The sequence below is a fragment of the Flavobacterium sp. H122 genome (genome assembly GCF_004959765.1).
In the GTDB taxonomy this organism is placed as follows: Bacteria; Bacteroidota; Bacteroidia; order Flavobacteriales; family Flavobacteriaceae; genus Flavobacterium.
The window spans coordinates 286,347-303,434 of sequence record NZ_SJZD01000004.1 but is presented as its reverse complement, the minus strand read 5'-3'; the positions used below and the strand labels follow the sequence as shown (position 1 = coordinate 303,434).

The window sequence follows — 17,088 nt, the reverse complement described above, 5'->3', positions numbered from 1 at the left end:
TTTGAATTCTAAACTTTTAAATTCACTTAAAGAAAGACCTCAATATTTAGTAGTGTTGTTCATTGTTGCAGTAACAACACTTTCTTTATTTGTGGTTAAATCGTTTATAGGCTATAAAATTGTGGCATTAATTTACTTGCTTATCGTATCGATAAAAGCAATGTTTTTAGATTTTAAGCCCACCTTATTATCTGCTTTTTTAAGTGCATTGTTTTGGAACTTCTTATTTATTCCACCAACTTTTACCTTTCATATTTCAGAACCTGAAGATGTTTTAATGTTTATTATGTTTTTTGTAGTAGCATTAGTAAACATTGTTTTTCAGAACCGGATTAGGAAAATTGAAGCCAAAAGCAGACAAAAAGAAGAAAATGAAAGAACTTTAAAGTTATATAGCACGTTATTGAATTCTCTTTCACATGAATTAAGAACCCCAATAGCTACGATTATAGGTGCTATAGATACAATAAAGGACAGTAAAGATAAATTGAGCTCCACTAACTATGATTTGTTACTTAATGAAATTGAAATAGCGGGTAATCGATTAGATTATCAAGTTGAAAATCTACTCAATATGAGCCGTCTTGAATCTGGAATGCTGAAGTTAAAATTGGATTGGTGTGATGTAAATGAGATGGTTTATTTGTTAATTGAAAAGCAATTCGATGGTAATGCTAGAATCATTTTTGAAGAGGTGAATAACTTTCCTTTGTGTAAAATGGATATGGGCCTCACAGAGCAAGTTTTAATAAATCTGATTGGTAATTCGTTACAATATAATTATGAAAATTGTCAAGTAATTATTAGTATTAGTACCGAATCTGAAAATTTAATTATAGAAATAAAAGATAACGGTGTGGGGGTTTTACCTGAATATTTACCATATTTATTTGAAAAGTTCTACAGAGTGCCTAACACCAAGTCTGGTGGAACTGGGTTAGGTCTTTCCATTGTGAAAGGTTTTGTAGATGCCATGAATGGAACTATTTTTGTTGAAAATGTAACTCCTAAAGGTTTGTGTTTTAAAATTACTATTCCTGTTGAAATGACTTATTTAAACAATATTAAGAATGAATAATGCCGAAGTATTATTAATTGATGATGAACCCCAAATAAGAAAGCTTCTTGAAATTACTTTAGAAAGTAATGGTTATAAAACTATTTTGGCTGAAAATGGCAAACAAGGAATTCTGCTGGCTGCTCATCATTCTCCCGATTTGATATTGTTAGATTTGCAATTACCTGGTAAAAGTGGTCATGAAGTTCTAAAAGAATTAAGAACATGGTATAGCAAATCAATTATCATTTTATCGGTTTTAAACAATGAAGAGGATATTGTTCAAGCATTAGATAATGGTGCAACCGATTATTTGACAAAGCCTTTCAGAAGTGCCGAATTAATGGCAAGAATACGTTCTGCAATTAGAAGAAACTGGAATGATAATTTTGAATCCGTTTATAAAAACGAGGACCTGGAAATAGACTTAGTCGCTAGAACTGTTAAAAAAAATGAAGACTATGTAAAACTTACTTCAACCGAATTTAATTTATTAGCGTTATTTATTAAAAATGAAGGTCGTGTTCTTACCCATCAATATATTTTGAAAGAAATTTGGGGTGTGGGTTCGCAAACCGAAACGCAGTATTTAAGAGTTTTTGTGGGTACACTTCGTAAAAAAATAGAAAATGACCCTAACAAACCTCAATATATCATTACTGAAAGTGGGGTAGGATACCGTTTTTGCTGATCTTTATATTTTCTTTATACTTCTTGATTTAATCTTTACTTTTTACCAACACTTATCATCCGAAATTTGTCCTGTTAAATAATTATAATATGGATAAAAATTACGGGCACAGTATCAATAGTAAAGTTACTGTTGCGTCATTGTTAGTAGCATTGGGAATCATTTATGGGGACATAGGAACCAGTCCTTTGTATGCATTAAAAGCCGTTATTGGAACTAGAAAAATAGATGAGATTTTGGTCTACGGAGGACTTTCTGCAATTTTTTGGACTCTAGTAATACAAACGTCTATAAAATACATTTGGCTTACACTTCGTGCAGATAACAATGGAGAAGGGGGGATTTTTTCTTTGTATGCTCTTGTGAGAAGATATGGTAAAAAATTAGTTATCCCAGCTATTTTAGGAGCTACAACATTATTAGCCGATGGAATTATTACACCACCTATTTCAGTTGCATCTGCCGTGGAGGGGCTAGGAATGGTTAAAGGTTTTGAAAGTAGTATTGTTGCAGGAAATAATTTAACTGTAGGAATAGTTGTTGTTATTTTATCTTTACTTTTCTTTTTTCAGCGTTTTGGAACTCATATTATAGGACGTTCTTTTGGACCAATAATGTTGGTTTGGTTTACGATGTTATTGATTGTGGGAATAAATCAAATCCTAATTCATCCAGACATTTTGAAGGCATTAAATCCTTACTATGCTTATGAAATGCTAACACAGTATCCTAAAGGGTTTTGGTTGTTGGGGTCTGTATTTTTATGTACAACAGGAGCAGAAGCATTGTACTCAGATTTAGGGCATTGTGGAATTAAAAATATCAGAATTAGTTGGATTTATGTAAAAACATGTTTGGTTATTGCTTATATAGGACAAGCGGCTTGGTTAATGCATCAAGGTCAAGATTTTTTAAATGGTAGAAATCCATTTTTTGAAATTATTCCTTCCTGGTTTTTATTACCTAGTATAATCATAGCAACCATGGCAACTATTATTGCCTCACAAGCTTTGATTAGTGGAAGTTATACATTGATTAGTGAAGCAATGAACCTAAATTTCTGGCCAAGAGTTGCGGTTAGACAGCCTTCTGAATTAAAAGGACAAATTTACATTCCTAGTGTAAATAATGTGCTTTGGATGGGGTGTGTTTTGATGATTTTATATTTCCGTTCTTCAGAGCATATGGAAGCTGCCTATGGTTTTTCGATAACCATAACCATGATGATGACTACTTTGCTGTTAGGTTATTTCTTGTATTATAGATTAAAATGGAACAAATTCTTAGTTCTTTCTATTGTAAGTGTTTTTTCAGTAATTGAATCAGCTTTTTTTGTAGCCAATGTGGCTAAAATTAAAGAAAGATGGATGTTTTTGTTCTTCGAACTGGGGATTTTCATGGTCATGTATATTTGGTATAACGCCAGAAAAATACACAATAGATATACAAAATTTACCGAACTTGGGAAGTATAGTCAAAAATTGGCTGAATTGAGTGAGGATGATTCAATACCTAAATTTGCAACACATTTGATTTACCTAACTAAAGCGGATAGAAGACATAATATTGAAGGAAAAATTATTAAATCGATTTTTTCCAAAAAACCAAAAAGAGCTGATGTATATTGGTTTTTGCACTTAAATAGAACCAATGAGCCGTATACCTTGTCGTATAATGTTTCAGAATTGATCGATGATAAAGTAATTAAGGTCAATATTAATGTTGGATTTAGAGTTCAGCCCAAAACCGAATTTTACTTCAAGAAAATTGTTCAAGAGCTCGTGGCTAATAAGGAATTAAATTTGCATATACGTCCCGATGGTTCTACGAAATATAACAATGAACCAGATTTCAAATTTGTTGTTTTGGAAAAATATCTATCTGTAGAAAATGCCTTCGAAATCAAAGATAGTATCCTTCTTAATTCCTATAAATATTTAAAAAGAATGGGAGTGAGTGATGAGAAAGCATTTGGTTTAGATAAAAGTGACGTGATTACAGAACAAGTTCCTTTGGTTTATCAGCCTATTGCAAATATTGATTTAAAAAGAGAGAATTATGAGACTAGATAAAACCAAAATAATATTCGAAAAATGGGAGCAATTAGAAAATAAAAAAGTAAAATTATTGCTAAATACTGGAGAAGAAAAAATTGGGACTATCGAAAGCTTTACTCATGGAACTAAAAATTTCATAGCCTATTGGATTTTGAAAAGTAGCAATTCGCCTTTTAATTTACTATTTGAAGATGGAGAATGGATTAAAAGTAGTGATATCCTAGAGATTTATTTCTACTCAGATAATTCAATTATTATATTATAGTTTTGCAAAATGGAAAAAATATATTTTACGCTTTTAATGTCTTCTTTGTTTTTTAGAATGACAGCTCAAGAAGATTCATCAACTGTAAATAAACCTAAAATTGATATATCAGGTTTTATAGAGGCTTATTATTCGTATGATTTTAGTGAGCCTAATTTAAAACATAAACAGCCATTTCTATACAATTACAACAGACATAATGAGTTCAATGTTAATATAGCATTACTGCGTGCAAGTATTAGTTATAAAAATGTCTATGGAAAAGTTTCTGTTCATGCGGGGACTTATGTAGATGATAATTACGCAAATGAAGATGTTAAATTGTTAAATGAAGCATTTGTTGGTGTTTATTTAGATCAATCAATGAATACTTCAATAGAAGCAGGTATAATGCCAAGTTATATTGGGTTTGAAACAGCAGTATCACATTCCAATTTAACTGTGACAAGATCCATTCTTGCTGAAAATTCGCCTTATTTTATGACTGGAGTTAAACTGAGCCATCAATTCAACAAAAAATTTTCAGGATCATTTTTAGTGACTAATGGTTGGCAAAGAATTCAGAAAGTAAACAATAAATTAGTTCCATCTTTTGGATCACAATTGGTTTATAAAGCTTCAGAGAAATCTGCTTTTAACTGGAGTACTTTCATAGGTGAAGAGTTGGTTAATACTAGTTTTACGGTTCGATATTTTAGCAATTTGTTTTGGGATTATACATGGGATGAAAAGTGGAGAACTATTTTAGGTTTTGATTATGGTATCCAAGATTTGGTTTCACTGAATGATGATTATGGGATTTGGTATAGTCCAGTATTAATTACGCAATATAAACTCAATCCGAAATGGAATTTAGCATATCGAATGGAATATTATCAAGATAAAAAGAATGTTATAATCGCTTCAGGATTGCCTTTTGAAGTATTAGGAAATTCATTAAATTTAGATTTTTTACCTAACTCTAAATGTAAAATTAGAACCGAAGGAAAATGGTATCGAGCAACTGAAAATATATTTGATGAAGGAACTAAAAAAGACAATTTTTCAGTGACTACCACCATGAGTTTTGAGTTTTGATAAAAAACATAAAAAAAATACTACCTTATGATGCATTAGATGCAAATAAGGTAGTATTATATTAGATGTGGTTATAATTAAAATAATCCGCCTCCACCACCTTGGGTTTCGTTAGCATCACGTTGTTTGCGTTGTAATGCTTTGTTTTTTCCACCACCAAAGTTATAATTGAAGCCAACATAAAGTGTTCTGCTTTCCCAGTAAAAAGCTCCTTTTTGTCTGTAAGGAATGTTACCGTCAAACTCAAAGTGCATTGTATTGAACATATCATTTAAACGTGTTGTAATAGTACCTTTCCCTTTTAAAATAGTATAAGAAGCACCTAAATCCATTTTGTACATAGGTAAACGCTCAAATTGCAGACTTAAATCACGTCCTCTGTACATTCCAAATAAAGTAAAACGTAAGTTTTTCGCAGCTGTAAATGTATGATTCATTCTGGCATTGAAGGCTACAACATCAGCTTCTGCAAATTCTTTTTCTAAAGTGTTTGCGTTTTGTACAGTACCTCTAACTGTTTTGAAATACGCATCTGTACTCGCATTAACTGACCACCATTTTGCTAATTTTAAGTTAGTTGATAATTCAAAACCAAAAGAGTTATTATCTTTAAAATTATCAAAGGATAATATTCTTTGCTCTTTATTCACATCGTCTTCATCAAAATAGGATATTCTTGAAATTTCATCATAAATTAATCGATAGAAAGCCCCAAATGTTATTGAACCTAACTTCATTGTACGTGTATAATTTGCTTCAAATGAATTTGTAAATTGCGGTTGTAAGTTAGGATTACCTCTTGATTCGACTGTTGGAGTTGTCCACTCACGTATAGGACTTAATTGCCCTACACTAGGTCTGTCAACGCGTCTTGATACATTAAAATTAAACGCATCTTTGTCATTTGGCTTGTACGTCAAAAACGCAGATGGGTATACGGTAAATAACTTGTCTTCTAATTTATCGTTTTCATTTAAATCTTCAGAATCGACGGTAGAATTTGTGATATTTCTAAAGTCACCAGATATATCATTGTATTCTAAGCGTAAACCAAATTGACCACTCCATTTGTTCCATTGTTTTCCTAAAGTGGCATATGCAGAGCTGATACTTCTATTAAAATCAAATCCAGAGTTTGTGGTTTTTGTGTAACCTGTACCTTGTTCTTCAATTTCCTCAAAGAATGTGTTTCCAATATTTTGAATTCTGCTTTCAGCTCCTAATTCTAATTTTAATGTTTCTGATATTGGGTTTACATAATCTACATTTAATTGTAAGTAATCAGTATCTCTGTTTACATCATTTACAGTTAATCTGTCATTGTTACTTTGTGGGTTGGTTGTAGCAAGAATATAGTTTGATAATTCAGGTGATTTTGTATTTGAAAAATTAGCTTGAATTTCTAGATTTTCCCCTTTTTTATCAAACTCATGTTTGAATGATGCGTCGTACGTTTGTGTTTTGTTTTCAGAATCGGAATCAAAACCTTGATTAGTATCTTTATTTGTAGTTTCAATATAGGTGCCTTCAACATCAGGATCTGTTGGGTCTGGGTTTAGCGGATTATCAATATATTTAAAACTATTATCTACAAAATCAACTATTGTATTACCAAAACCTTTGTTGTTGACGATATTTTGATTAGTGAAAATAGAGAATGTATTCTTGTCGTCTATATAATAATCCATTCCGAATTTTATAAGATGAGAAGTACTTTTGTTGTCAAACTTGAATAATTGTTGGTTTTCTGCATCAGGTTGCCAGCTTGTAATATCTCCATGATTTGCATTTTTACCATGATTCAAACCATAGTTAGTGTAGAAGTTTACTTTTCCTACTTTGTAGTTTAAGTTTAATGCTGTGTTTACTTTTGGAGTAATACCAAAAGTTACTCCAGTATTTATACTTCCATTAAACCCTGTGTTTGCATTTTTGTGTAAAATAATATTGATAATTCCGCTCATTCCTTCTGGATTGTATTTTGCAGAGGGATTTGTAATCAATTCAATTTGTTTAATTGACGAAGAGGGAATTTGTTGTAATAATTGTGTAGCATCAATATTAGTTGGTTTTCCATCAACTAAGACTCTAACATTAGTGTTTCCACGTAAGCTTAATTCTTTTGTTTGTGGATCCACACTTAAAGTTGGAATGTTATTTAACATTTCAGATGCTGTTGTGCCTGATGCAATTAAATCTTTACCTACATTCACAACTTTTCTGTCAATTTTTTGTTCAATGGTAGAACGTTCTTTAACGACACTGACTTCATTAAGCTGCTGTGCCTCTTCTTCTAAAAGAATGTTTTTCAGTGTTATATTTCTATCGTCATTTGATAAAGTAAAACTGGTTACATATTTTTTAAAACCCATAAACTGTACTTCAACAGTCAACGTTTTTAATGGAAGATTGGCTACAGTAAAGCTGCCGTTGTCTTTTGTAATTCCTCCGGAAATTATTTTACCTTCGTCTTTCACTGATACTGTTGCATAGGGAATAGGCTCGCCATTTTTCTTTTCAATGACTTTTCCATTGATGCTTCCAGTAGCATTTACATTTCCTGATGGGGCAGAAGTTTGTGCTTGCAGTCCGGCTATTTGTGCTAACAAGCAAAGTAATAAGAACTTTAATTTCATTTTGAAAAATTTGATTATGATTGATGAGTTTTTCATCGCTGCAAAGTTATATGCTACAGGACGTATAGACTTAAATACTGTTACAGTTTTAAGAAATGTTTAACATCAAAAAAGATACGCTCCAAAGAAAACTTTGAAGCGTATCAGGATTTAACCCAAACTTAATCTAATCAAATTTATTTTTAAAACATTCCGCCACCCTGAGCTTCGTTTTTATCTCTTTGTTTGCGGTCTAAAGCTTTGTTTTTACCACTACCAAAACGGTAACTGAAATTGATATTTACGGTTTGGTTTTCCCAACGGAATTTACCCGAAAGATCTGCCGGTTCGCTGCTGTTAAACCTTGCACGCATAGTATCAAACAAATCGTTGTAACGAACACTTAAAGTTCCTTTTCCTTTTAAAATGTTTAAACGCGCTCCTAAATCTGTTTTCCACATTTCTTTGTTGGTAAATTGTAAGCTTCTCTCGCCGGCTCTGTACATCGTGAACCAAATTAATCTGAAATCTTTTGTCAGTTTGAAAGTGTGATTCATTCTTGAGTTGAATAAAACCGCATTAATTTCATCTTCTATTAAATCGCCGTTTCTGTTTTCAATGATTCCTTTGTTGTTTTTGAAATAACTATCTACTCCAAAGTTTACATTCCACCATTTGTTAAAGTCTAAATTTCCTGAAACTTCCACACCATATTCAGTATTATGGTCAAAATTTGTAAAAGTCATTAATTGTTTATCTGCATCGTAAGGATTACTTGTCAATACCTGTGAAATATCATCTTTAATGTATCTGAAGAAAGCCCCTGATGTTATTGAACCTATTTTTACTTTTCTTGTGTAGTTGACTTCTACAGAGTTTGTAAACTGCGGTTTTAAGTCAGAATTACCTATTTGTTCTACAGTAAGACCTGTCCATTGTCTGATTTCGTTAACCTGCTCCATGTTTGGTCTGTCCACTCTTCTTGAATAATTGAAATTGAAAGAGTTGTTTTCAGATGGAGTATAAGTGAAAAAAGCTGAAGGATACACTGTAAAAATATAATCTTTAAAAGTATCGTCGTTTTGACCCGTTTTTTTGAAAGTTCCGTTTACATCATAACTTTCAAAACGTAATCCTAACTGATAACTCCATTTGCCTGCCTGTTTGCTGTAATTTCCGTAAGCTGATTGGATATTTCTGTTGAATTCAAAATCCGAATCGTAATTCCCGTCCAAAATGAATTTGTTTTTTGTACCGTCAAAACGGCTTTCTAAACCTAATTCAATTTTAGCCGTTTCACTTATCGGGCTTGCATAATCAATATTGGCAATGAAATTTTTACCGTCTTTGTCAATTTTGTTTGTTTTGAACAGTACGTTGTTTTCATCTCTGAAAGTACTGTTTTCAGGCTCTTCAGTTGCGTTGTAGTTAAGTTCTACATCAAGTGTCTTCTCTGGTTTTTCAAACTGGTGTTTGTAGGCTAAATTGTAGGTTTGATTTTTCTCATTTCCTGTTGCATCCTGTATTTGTAATCTGTCAGGAGTTGAAGGATTAACATAGTTTACTCCATTTTTGAATATTGTAACAGGTCTGTTGAATGACTGAATGGTATAAAAAGATAAAGTGTTTTTGTCATTAATATAAAAATCTGTACCTAGTTTAGTGAAATGATTTTTGTTGAAACTATTGATGTCAAAAGCAAGATCATAATCTTCTGTACTGTTATAATCGTTCCAGTGAATCAATCCTTCATTAGCATTTTTACCATGATTCATAGAATATGTAGTGTAAAAATTGAATTTGTTTACTCTATAATTCATGTCGATTGAACCATTGAATTTTGGTGTTTTTCCAAAAACAACTCCTGTGTTTACATTTCCATTAAAACCTAAATTGGCATTTTTATGCAAAACAATATTGATGATACCGCTCATTCCTTCTGGATTATATTTAGCAGAAGGGTTCGTAATTAACTCAATTTGTTTGATTGATGTTGAAGGAATTTGCTGTAAAGCCTGAGCAGCGGAAAGATTTGACGGCTTTCCGTCTACAAAAATTCTCACATTTTCATTACCGCGTAGAGAAACGGTATTGTTTTGTTGGTCAACACTTACTGATGGTATGTTGTTCATCAGTTCCGCAGCAGTAGCTCCGGATGAAAGTAAATCTTTACCTACGGTAATTACTTTACGGTCAATTTTTTGTTCTACTGATGACTTTTCCTTTACAATACTAACCTCATTAAGCTGTTTTGCTTCATCTTCAAGAGCAATACTTTTTAGATTAATTGAATTGTCTTCGTTTGTAAGTGTAATGTCGGATTCATACTTTTTGTATCCCATGAAAACAACTTCTATGTGAAGTGTTTTAATTGGTAAGTTTGAAACCGTAAAATTACCATTGTCTTTAGTCATAGCACCGGAAATAACTTTCCCGTCTTCTTTAATAGTAACAGAAGCATAAGGAAGAGGTTCGTTATTTTTCTTGTCGATTACTTTACCGTTGATTGTTCCAACTAGAGTTGGGATTGTTGGAGGTACTGATGTTTGTGCTTGCGAACCGGTATACCATACCAGTAAACAAATTAAAATTGCTTTTAATTTCATTTTGATGATTTATTTTGATTGATGATGATGCAAAGCTAATGCAAAAAATAATACTGTGCAATACAAAGTACTATTTATTTTAAAAAACATTTACTTTGTTGTTATAATAGACGATTAAATAAGTGTTTCGTTACAAATTTTGATGTAAAAATTTATCTGTTTTTATTTTTGTTTGCAGAAAATGTATCTTTGCACCCTTAAAAATCATTAATTATGACACTTACACAAATTCTTACGCCAAAAATTCAGGAAGCCATTCAGGCTTTGTTTTCTGTTTCACTTGATAAAGTTGAATTTCAGGCAACACGCAGGGAGTTTGAAGGTGACATTACCGTGGTGGTTTTTCCTTTGTTGAAATTGGTTAAAGGCACCCCTGTTGAAATAGGAACAAAAATAGGTGACTATTTAGTAGAAAACGTTGAAGAAGTTGAAAAGTTTAATGTAGTACAAGGTTTCTTGAATATTGTTATTTCAGATGTCTATTATCTTAATTTTTTCAATTCAATTAGAAATGTTGAAAATTTTGGTTTTGTTGCGCCTAAAGAAGATGATAAAGCTATTATGGTTGAATATTCTTCGCCAAATACTAATAAACCATTGCATTTAGGACATATCCGTAATAACTTATTGGGGTATTCGGTTGCTGAAATTATTAAGGCTTCAGGTAAAAAAGTCTACAAGACCCAAATTATCAACGACCGTGGTATTCATATTTGTAAGTCAATGTTGGCTTGGCAAAAGTTTGGCGAAGATCAAACACCAGAATCAACAGGATTGAAAGGGGATAAATTAGTTGGTAACTTTTATGTAGAGTTTGATAAGCAATACAAAAAAGAAATTAACGAATTAATTGCCCAAGGGAAAACTGAAGAAGAAGCTAAAAAGCTAGCCCCATCTATCCTTGAAGCGCAGGAAATGCTTCGTAAATGGGAAGCTGGTGATGCGGTAGTAGTGGAGCTTTGGAAAAAAATGAACCAATGGGTATATGATGGTTTTGAACAAACGTATAAAAACCTGGGAGTTGATTTTGATTCGTATTATTATGAAAGTAATACCTATTTATTAGGGAAAGAAGTCGTTCAATTTGGATTGGAGAAAGGGATTTTTGAAAAAGATCCAGATGGCTCTGTATGGATTGACTTAACAGAAGATGGTCTGGATAGAAAGATAGTTTTACGTTCTGATGGTACTGCGGTGTATATGACACAGGATATTGGAACAGCAATTCAACGTGTAAAAGACAATCCGGATGTAGGAGGAATGGTCTATACTGTTGGTAACGAACAGGATTATCATTTCAAAGTATTATTCTTAATTCTGAAGAAATTAGGTTTCGACTGGGCAGCCGATTTGTTCCATTTGTCTTACGGAATGGTAGAATTACCTTCTGGTAAAATGAAGTCTCGTGAAGGGACTGTAGTGGATGCTGATGATTTAATGGCGGAAATGACCACTACTGCGCAATCTATTTCTGAAGAATTAGGTAAATTAGAAGGGTATACTGATGCTGAAAAGGCTGAATTATACAAAATAATTGGTCTTGGTGCCTTGAAATATTATATGCTGAAGGTTGATCCAAAAAAAACAATGATGTTCAATCCCGAAGAATCAGTTGATTTTGCTGGGAATACAGGGCCTTTTATTCAATATACCTATGCTCGTATTCAATCCATTTTAAGAAAAGCCGATTTTGATTATAATCTTACATCGAACGTAACTGAAATACATGAAAAAGAGAAAGAACTTGTAAAAGAAGTGGCTTTATTCCCTGAAGTAATTCAAAACGCGGCACACAATCACAGTCCGGCACTAATTGCTAATTATACATACGATTTGGTTAAGGAATTCAATTCTTTCTATCAGAATGTTTCTATTTTAGGTGAGGAAGACCAAGATAAAAAAGTATTCCGTGTGCAATTGGCTAAACAGGTGGGTGATGTTATTAAAAACGCATTCGGACTATTAGGGATTAATGTTCCGGAAAGAATGTAATTCAAAAATATATTTGATATAGATCAAAGCAGTCCGTATGGGCTGCTTTTTTTATTATATCTTTGTTCAACTCATATCGGTAAAATCAATTTAGAAAGCTTAGCTTTCAATATGGAATCAAGTTAAATTCTTGAACTGTCGTGCAACTGTGTTTCTTTTTAAAAGATAAGTCAGATACATAAAATTGATTTTGTTTGAGCATCACGACAAGTGCTTGAGCGAAAGTATATTTCCATTTATTGAAAAATGGAAATACTTCTGTAGTTTTCACTTGTCATATAACATGAATTATTAAACAATTTTCATATGCAAAGACAAGAAGAAAGAATCAATGAATCTGTAACCAGAGTATTCAAGGCAGTTTTTCCTAATACTACCAATCATTATGACACCTTATTTGGCGGTACAGCCATGCAGTTTATGGATGAAGTTGCTTTTATTACGGCGACACGTTACAGCCGTCAGAAAATGGTAACGGTCAGCAGTGATAAAATCGATTTTAAAAAACCCATACCACACGGTACAATTATCGAATTGGTTGGGAAAGTGACTTATTTGGGAACTACAAGTTTAAAAGTCCGGGTAGATATTTTTGTAGAGGAAATGTACAGCAGTCAAAAAGATAAGGCTGTTACAGGGGAATTTACATTTGTAGCTATCGACGAAAACAAGAAAGCAATGAATATAATATAGTTTTTTAACGATTTCCAATTTATCAGTCTGAGGTTCCTGAAAGCAGTAAAATATGAAGCTTAAAGTTGAATAATGTTTCTGTTTATAATAATATGCTAAACTAAAAACTTTGTTACTTTGTGGCTTTGCTGCTTAGTAACTTTAATTTATCTTTGCCACTTCAAAAAAAGAAGAATTATGTTCAATAATTTATCAGAAAAATTAGATAAAGCGTTTCATATATTAAAAGGTCACGGCAAAATTACAGAAGTAAATGTTGCCGATACTTTAAAAGAAGTTCGTCGTGCGTTATTGGATGCAGATGTTAACTTTAAAATTGCTAAAGATTTTACTACCCGTGTAAAAGAAAAAGCAATGGGGCAGGATGTATTGACTACATTACAACCTGGACAACTTTTAATTAAAATCGTTAAGGATGAATTAACCGAATTGATGGGTGGTGATGTTTCCGGGATTAATTTATCTGGAAATCCTACAATCATCCTGATGTCCGGTTTACAAGGTTCTGGTAAAACGACTTTCTCAGGTAAATTAGCGAACTTTCTAAAAGATAAAAAGAATAAAAAACCTTTATTGGTTGCCTGTGATATTTATCGTCCGGCAGCAATTAATCAGCTGCACGTTGTAGGGGAACAAATAGGGGTTGAAGTATATTCTGAACCTGAAAATAAAAATGCTGTTGATATTGCTCAAAACGCGATTAAACATGCAAAAGCAAACGGTTTCAATGTGGTTATTGTCGATACGGCAGGTCGTTTGGCAGTTGACGAAGAAATGATGACGGAAATTGCGAATGTTCACAAAGCAATTACGCCTAACGAAACATTATTCGTTGTTGACTCAATGACTGGTCAGGATGCGGTAAACACTGCAAAAGCCTTCAATGACAGATTAAACTTTGATGGTGTTATTTTAACCAAATTAGATGGTGATACCCGTGGTGGAGCAGCTATTTCTATTAAATCGGTTGTAAATAAACCAATCAAGTTCATCGGTACAGGTGAGAAAATGGATGCGATTGATGTGTTCTATCCTGAACGTATGGCAGACCGTATCTTAGGTATGGGTGACGTTGTATCGTTAGTAGAACGTGCACAGGCGCAGTATGATGAAGAAGAAGCGCGTAAATTACAACGTAAAATTGCTAAAAACGAATTTGGTTTCGACGATTTCCTAGCGCAAATCCAACAAGTTAAGAAAATGGGTAACATGAAGGATTTAGTTGGGATGATACCGGGTGCAAGCAAGGCATTGAAAGATGTTGAAATCGAAGATGATGCTTTCAAACATATTGAAGCTATTATTCATTCAATGACTCCTGCTGAGAGAAGTAAGCCTTCTATCATTGATGTAAAACGTAAAAACCGTATTGCTAAAGGTTCCGGCCGTAAAATTGAAGAGGTTAACCAATTGATGAAACAGTTTGACCAAATGAGTAAAATGATGAAAATGATGCAAGGTCCCGGAGGAAAACAGTTAATGAAAATGATGGGTGGCATGAAAGGCGGATTGCCGGGAATGAAATAAGAAAAAAAAGGTGCGCTTTTGCGCGCCTTTTTTATATAAGCAACACACAATTTTTAAATATTAAACAATGCAGATTTTAGACGGGAAAAAGGTATCTGAAGACATTAAAAATGAGATTACTGCTCAAGTGCAGGAGATGAAGAATAAAGGTGAAAAAGTTCCTCATCTGGCAGCAATAATTGTTGGTAATGACGGAGCCAGTTTAACTTATGTGGGCAGTAAAGTAAAAGCTTGTGAGCGTGTAGGTTTTGAATCCACTTTAGTTAAAATGCCCAGCACAACTTCAGAGACTGAATTATTGAAAAAAATTCAGGAATTGAATGAAAATGATGATATTGATGGTTTTATAGTTCAATTGCCTTTACCAGAGCAAATTGATACCCAAAAAATATTAATGGCTATTGATCCAAGTAAAGATGTTGATGGTTTCCATCCTGAAAACTTCGGTAAAATGGCTTTGGATATGACTACATTTATACCAGCGACTCCATTTGGTATTTTAGAACTTTTAGAACGTTATAATGTTGAAACAAAAGGAAAACATACAGTGGTTATAGGCCGTAGTCATATTGTGGGACGTCCTATGAGTATTTTAATGGGGCGTAAAGGGTTTCCGGGAAATTCAACAGTTACATTAACACACAGTCATACTAAAAATATCAACCAGATTACAACGCAGGCAGATATTATCATTACAGCATTAGGTGTTCCTAATTATTTAAAAGCAGAAATGGTGAAAGATGATGTAGTTATTATTGACGTAGGAATCACCCGCGTTCAGGATGAAACTTCTGAGAAAGGATATGTAATTACAGGTGATGTTGATTTTGAAAATGTTTCTAAAAAAGCATCATATATTACACCTGTTCCCGGAGGAGTAGGACCTATGACTATTGCAATGTTGTTAAAAAATACTTTATTGGCAAGAGAACAAAAAAGATGCAGATAGTTCAGTGTAATAAAGAACAGCTGGAAATTGTCCGTGATTTAGCTTATAAAATCTGGCCTGATACTTACGGAGAAATTTTGTCTAAGGAGCAGTTAAGTTACATGCTGGGTAATTTTTATGCAATACCTTCGCTTGAAAAACAATTCAATGACGGACACGTTTTCTTGTTGGTTGAAGAAGAAGGTGATTTTTTAGGATTTGCAGCTTATGAAGTAAATTGTAAAGAAAAAGGAAAAACAAAACTTCACAAAATATATGTTTTGCCTGATACACAAGGAAAAGGAATAGGTAAAATATTATTGAATGAGGTTAAATCCAGAGCTAAAGAAGCAAATAACGACTATTTATTCCTGAATGTCAATAAATATAATAAAGCGCTGTATTTCTACGAAAAGCAAGGCTTTGAGAAAATAGCTGATGAGGTTATAGATATAGGTAACGGATATGTAATGGACGATTACATAATGGGAATAGAAATTTAGATAGAAAACCGGGAATAAAGTTCTCGGTTTTTTTTATTATATGACAATTAATTGTCATATAATTGTAGCTTAAATCTTAATCATTCAAAATGAAAAAAGCATTATTTTTAATTTTATCCTCTCAGTTCTTTTAGGATGTTCGTCAGATTCTGATGATTCTAATTCAGGAACAATTACAATTAAATTCAATGGTGAACCAATAAGTACAAAAGTTACTTCAGTAACATTGAGTTAGATAGATGGTGGTGGCAAAAGATTGGATATTTCAGCAGAAAACAAGTCGAATACTTTTCAGCTGGCTTTTTCTAGTACTGACATGGATGAGGAGTTTAATACTAATGAATATAGCTTTGAAAACTCAGATTTTGACGATAATCAAGCGCTTCTCTTAACTGTATATAAAGTAGGAGGGGATACGTATGATGAGCATTTTCCATCAGCTGTATCTATCTATAAAACTTCTCAGGATGTGAATAATAATACTATTTCGGGTACTTTTACTGCTGTTTTAGATAAAGCAGGTTCTATGCAGGATGAGGTTGAAACTCCAGAACAAATTAATATTACCGAAGGGAAGTTTACAAAATTAAAGTATACTGAATACCACTATTAAAAATAAGAAAGCCCTTAAAATTAAGGGCTTTCTTATTTTTTTTGAACATAATATTACTTCACTGCAATCACCGAAATTTCAATATTTACATTTTTAGGTAAAGTAGCAACCTGAACTGTTTCTCTTGCGGGCGCAGTAGCTTCATTAAAGTATTTTCCGTATACTGCGTTAATCTTTGCAAAATCACCCATGTTCATAATGAAAATAGTAGTTTTAATTACATTTTCAAAAGTCATATCAGCAGCTTCAAGTACTGCTTTTAAATTCTGCATTACCTGTTCTGTTTCCACTTCAATAGTATCTAATACTAATTCTCCATTTGCTGGATTGATGGCTATCTGACCGGAAGTGTATAAAGTATTTCCGCTTAAAACTGCCTGACTGTAAGGTCCAATAGGCGCAGGAGCTTTTTCTGTAAAAATTATTTTTTTCATAATGTTTTTTTATTTCTAAGTATCAAAAGG

General features: G+C 32.7%; 14 protein-coding genes. 11 read left to right on the top strand and 3 right to left on the bottom strand.

What is annotated here, in order from left to right:
* Position 1: 1 nt before the first annotated feature.
* The 5 genes from EZM65_RS08390 to EZM65_RS08370 all read left to right on the top strand — a co-directional run bounded on the left by EZM65_RS08390 (position 2) and on the right by EZM65_RS08370 (position 5,147).
* Positions 2-1,078, top strand: coding sequence for an ATP-binding protein (locus EZM65_RS08390; protein WP_248574843.1), 1,077 nt, complete (start codon positions 2-4; stop codon positions 1,076-1,078).
* Positions 1,071-1,748, top strand: a complete 678-nt coding sequence (locus EZM65_RS08385; RefSeq protein WP_136668102.1) for a response regulator — start codon at positions 1,071-1,073, stop codon at positions 1,746-1,748. The genes EZM65_RS08390 and EZM65_RS08385 overlap by 8 nt, the downstream gene beginning before the upstream one ends.
* A gap of 89 nt (positions 1,749-1,837) precedes the next feature.
* Positions 1,838-3,820 carry a KUP/HAK/KT family potassium transporter gene (locus tag EZM65_RS08380; protein ID WP_136668101.1) on the top strand — a complete coding sequence of 661 codons (1,983 nt, stop codon included), beginning with the start codon at positions 1,838-1,840 and terminating at the stop codon, positions 3,818-3,820.
* On the top strand, positions 3,807-4,070 hold the full coding sequence (locus tag EZM65_RS08375; protein ID WP_136668100.1) for a hypothetical protein: 264 nt from the start codon (positions 3,807-3,809) through the stop codon (positions 4,068-4,070). Before EZM65_RS08380 ends, EZM65_RS08375 begins: the two co-directional genes overlap by 14 nt.
* 9 nt (positions 4,071-4,079) lie before the next feature.
* Positions 4,080-5,147, top strand: coding sequence for an outer membrane beta-barrel protein (locus EZM65_RS08370; protein ID WP_136668099.1), 1,068 nt, complete (start codon positions 4,080-4,082; stop codon positions 5,145-5,147).
* Between the two features lie 77 nt (positions 5,148-5,224).
* On the opposite strand, the gene EZM65_RS08365 is transcribed toward EZM65_RS08370, so the two are convergent.
* Complete coding sequence (locus EZM65_RS08365) at positions 5,225-7,783, bottom strand: outer membrane beta-barrel family protein (RefSeq protein ID WP_136668098.1); 2,559 nt, start codon at positions 7,781-7,783, stop codon at positions 5,225-5,227.
* Between the two features lie 182 nt (positions 7,784-7,965).
* The gene (locus EZM65_RS08360) at positions 7,966-10,368 is read right to left on the bottom strand and encodes an outer membrane beta-barrel family protein (protein WP_136668097.1); all 2,403 of its coding nucleotides are present in this window, start codon (positions 10,366-10,368) and stop codon (positions 7,966-7,968) included.
* A gap of 213 nt (positions 10,369-10,581) precedes the next feature.
* On the opposite strand from EZM65_RS08360, the gene argS reads away from it, so the two are divergent.
* The 6 genes from argS to EZM65_RS08330 all read left to right on the top strand — a co-directional run bounded on the left by argS (position 10,582) and on the right by EZM65_RS08330 (position 16,624).
* Positions 10,582-12,360 (top strand): arginine--tRNA ligase, encoded by a 1,779-nt coding sequence (argS, locus tag EZM65_RS08355; protein ID WP_136668096.1) that lies wholly within the window; start codon positions 10,582-10,584, stop codon positions 12,358-12,360.
* A gap of 306 nt (positions 12,361-12,666) precedes the next feature.
* The gene (locus EZM65_RS08350; RefSeq protein ID WP_136668095.1) at positions 12,667-13,053 is read left to right on the top strand and encodes an acyl-CoA thioesterase; all 387 of its coding nucleotides are present in this window, start codon (positions 12,667-12,669) and stop codon (positions 13,051-13,053) included.
* A 177-nt stretch (positions 13,054-13,230) separates the two neighbouring features.
* Positions 13,231-14,580 (top strand): signal recognition particle protein, encoded by a 1,350-nt coding sequence (gene ffh, locus EZM65_RS08345; protein WP_136668094.1) that lies wholly within the window; start codon positions 13,231-13,233, stop codon positions 14,578-14,580.
* A gap of 67 nt (positions 14,581-14,647) precedes the next feature.
* Entirely contained in the window at positions 14,648-15,529 is an 882-nt protein-coding gene (locus EZM65_RS08340; protein ID WP_136668093.1) for a bifunctional 5,10-methylenetetrahydrofolate dehydrogenase/5,10-methenyltetrahydrofolate cyclohydrolase, read from the top strand.
* Positions 15,520-16,011 carry a GNAT family N-acetyltransferase gene (locus EZM65_RS08335; RefSeq protein ID WP_136668092.1) on the top strand — a complete coding sequence of 164 codons (492 nt, stop codon included), beginning with the start codon at positions 15,520-15,522 and terminating at the stop codon, positions 16,009-16,011. The genes EZM65_RS08340 and EZM65_RS08335 overlap by 10 nt, the downstream gene beginning before the upstream one ends.
* A gap of 256 nt (positions 16,012-16,267) precedes the next feature.
* Complete coding sequence (locus tag EZM65_RS08330) at positions 16,268-16,624, top strand: hypothetical protein (protein ID WP_136668091.1); 357 nt, start codon at positions 16,268-16,270, stop codon at positions 16,622-16,624.
* Between the two features lie 53 nt (positions 16,625-16,677).
* On the opposite strand, the gene EZM65_RS08325 is transcribed toward EZM65_RS08330, so the two are convergent.
* Entirely contained in the window at positions 16,678-17,058 is a 381-nt protein-coding gene (locus EZM65_RS08325; RefSeq protein ID WP_136668090.1) for a RidA family protein, read from the bottom strand.
* Between the last annotated feature and the right edge of the window lie 30 nt (positions 17,059-17,088).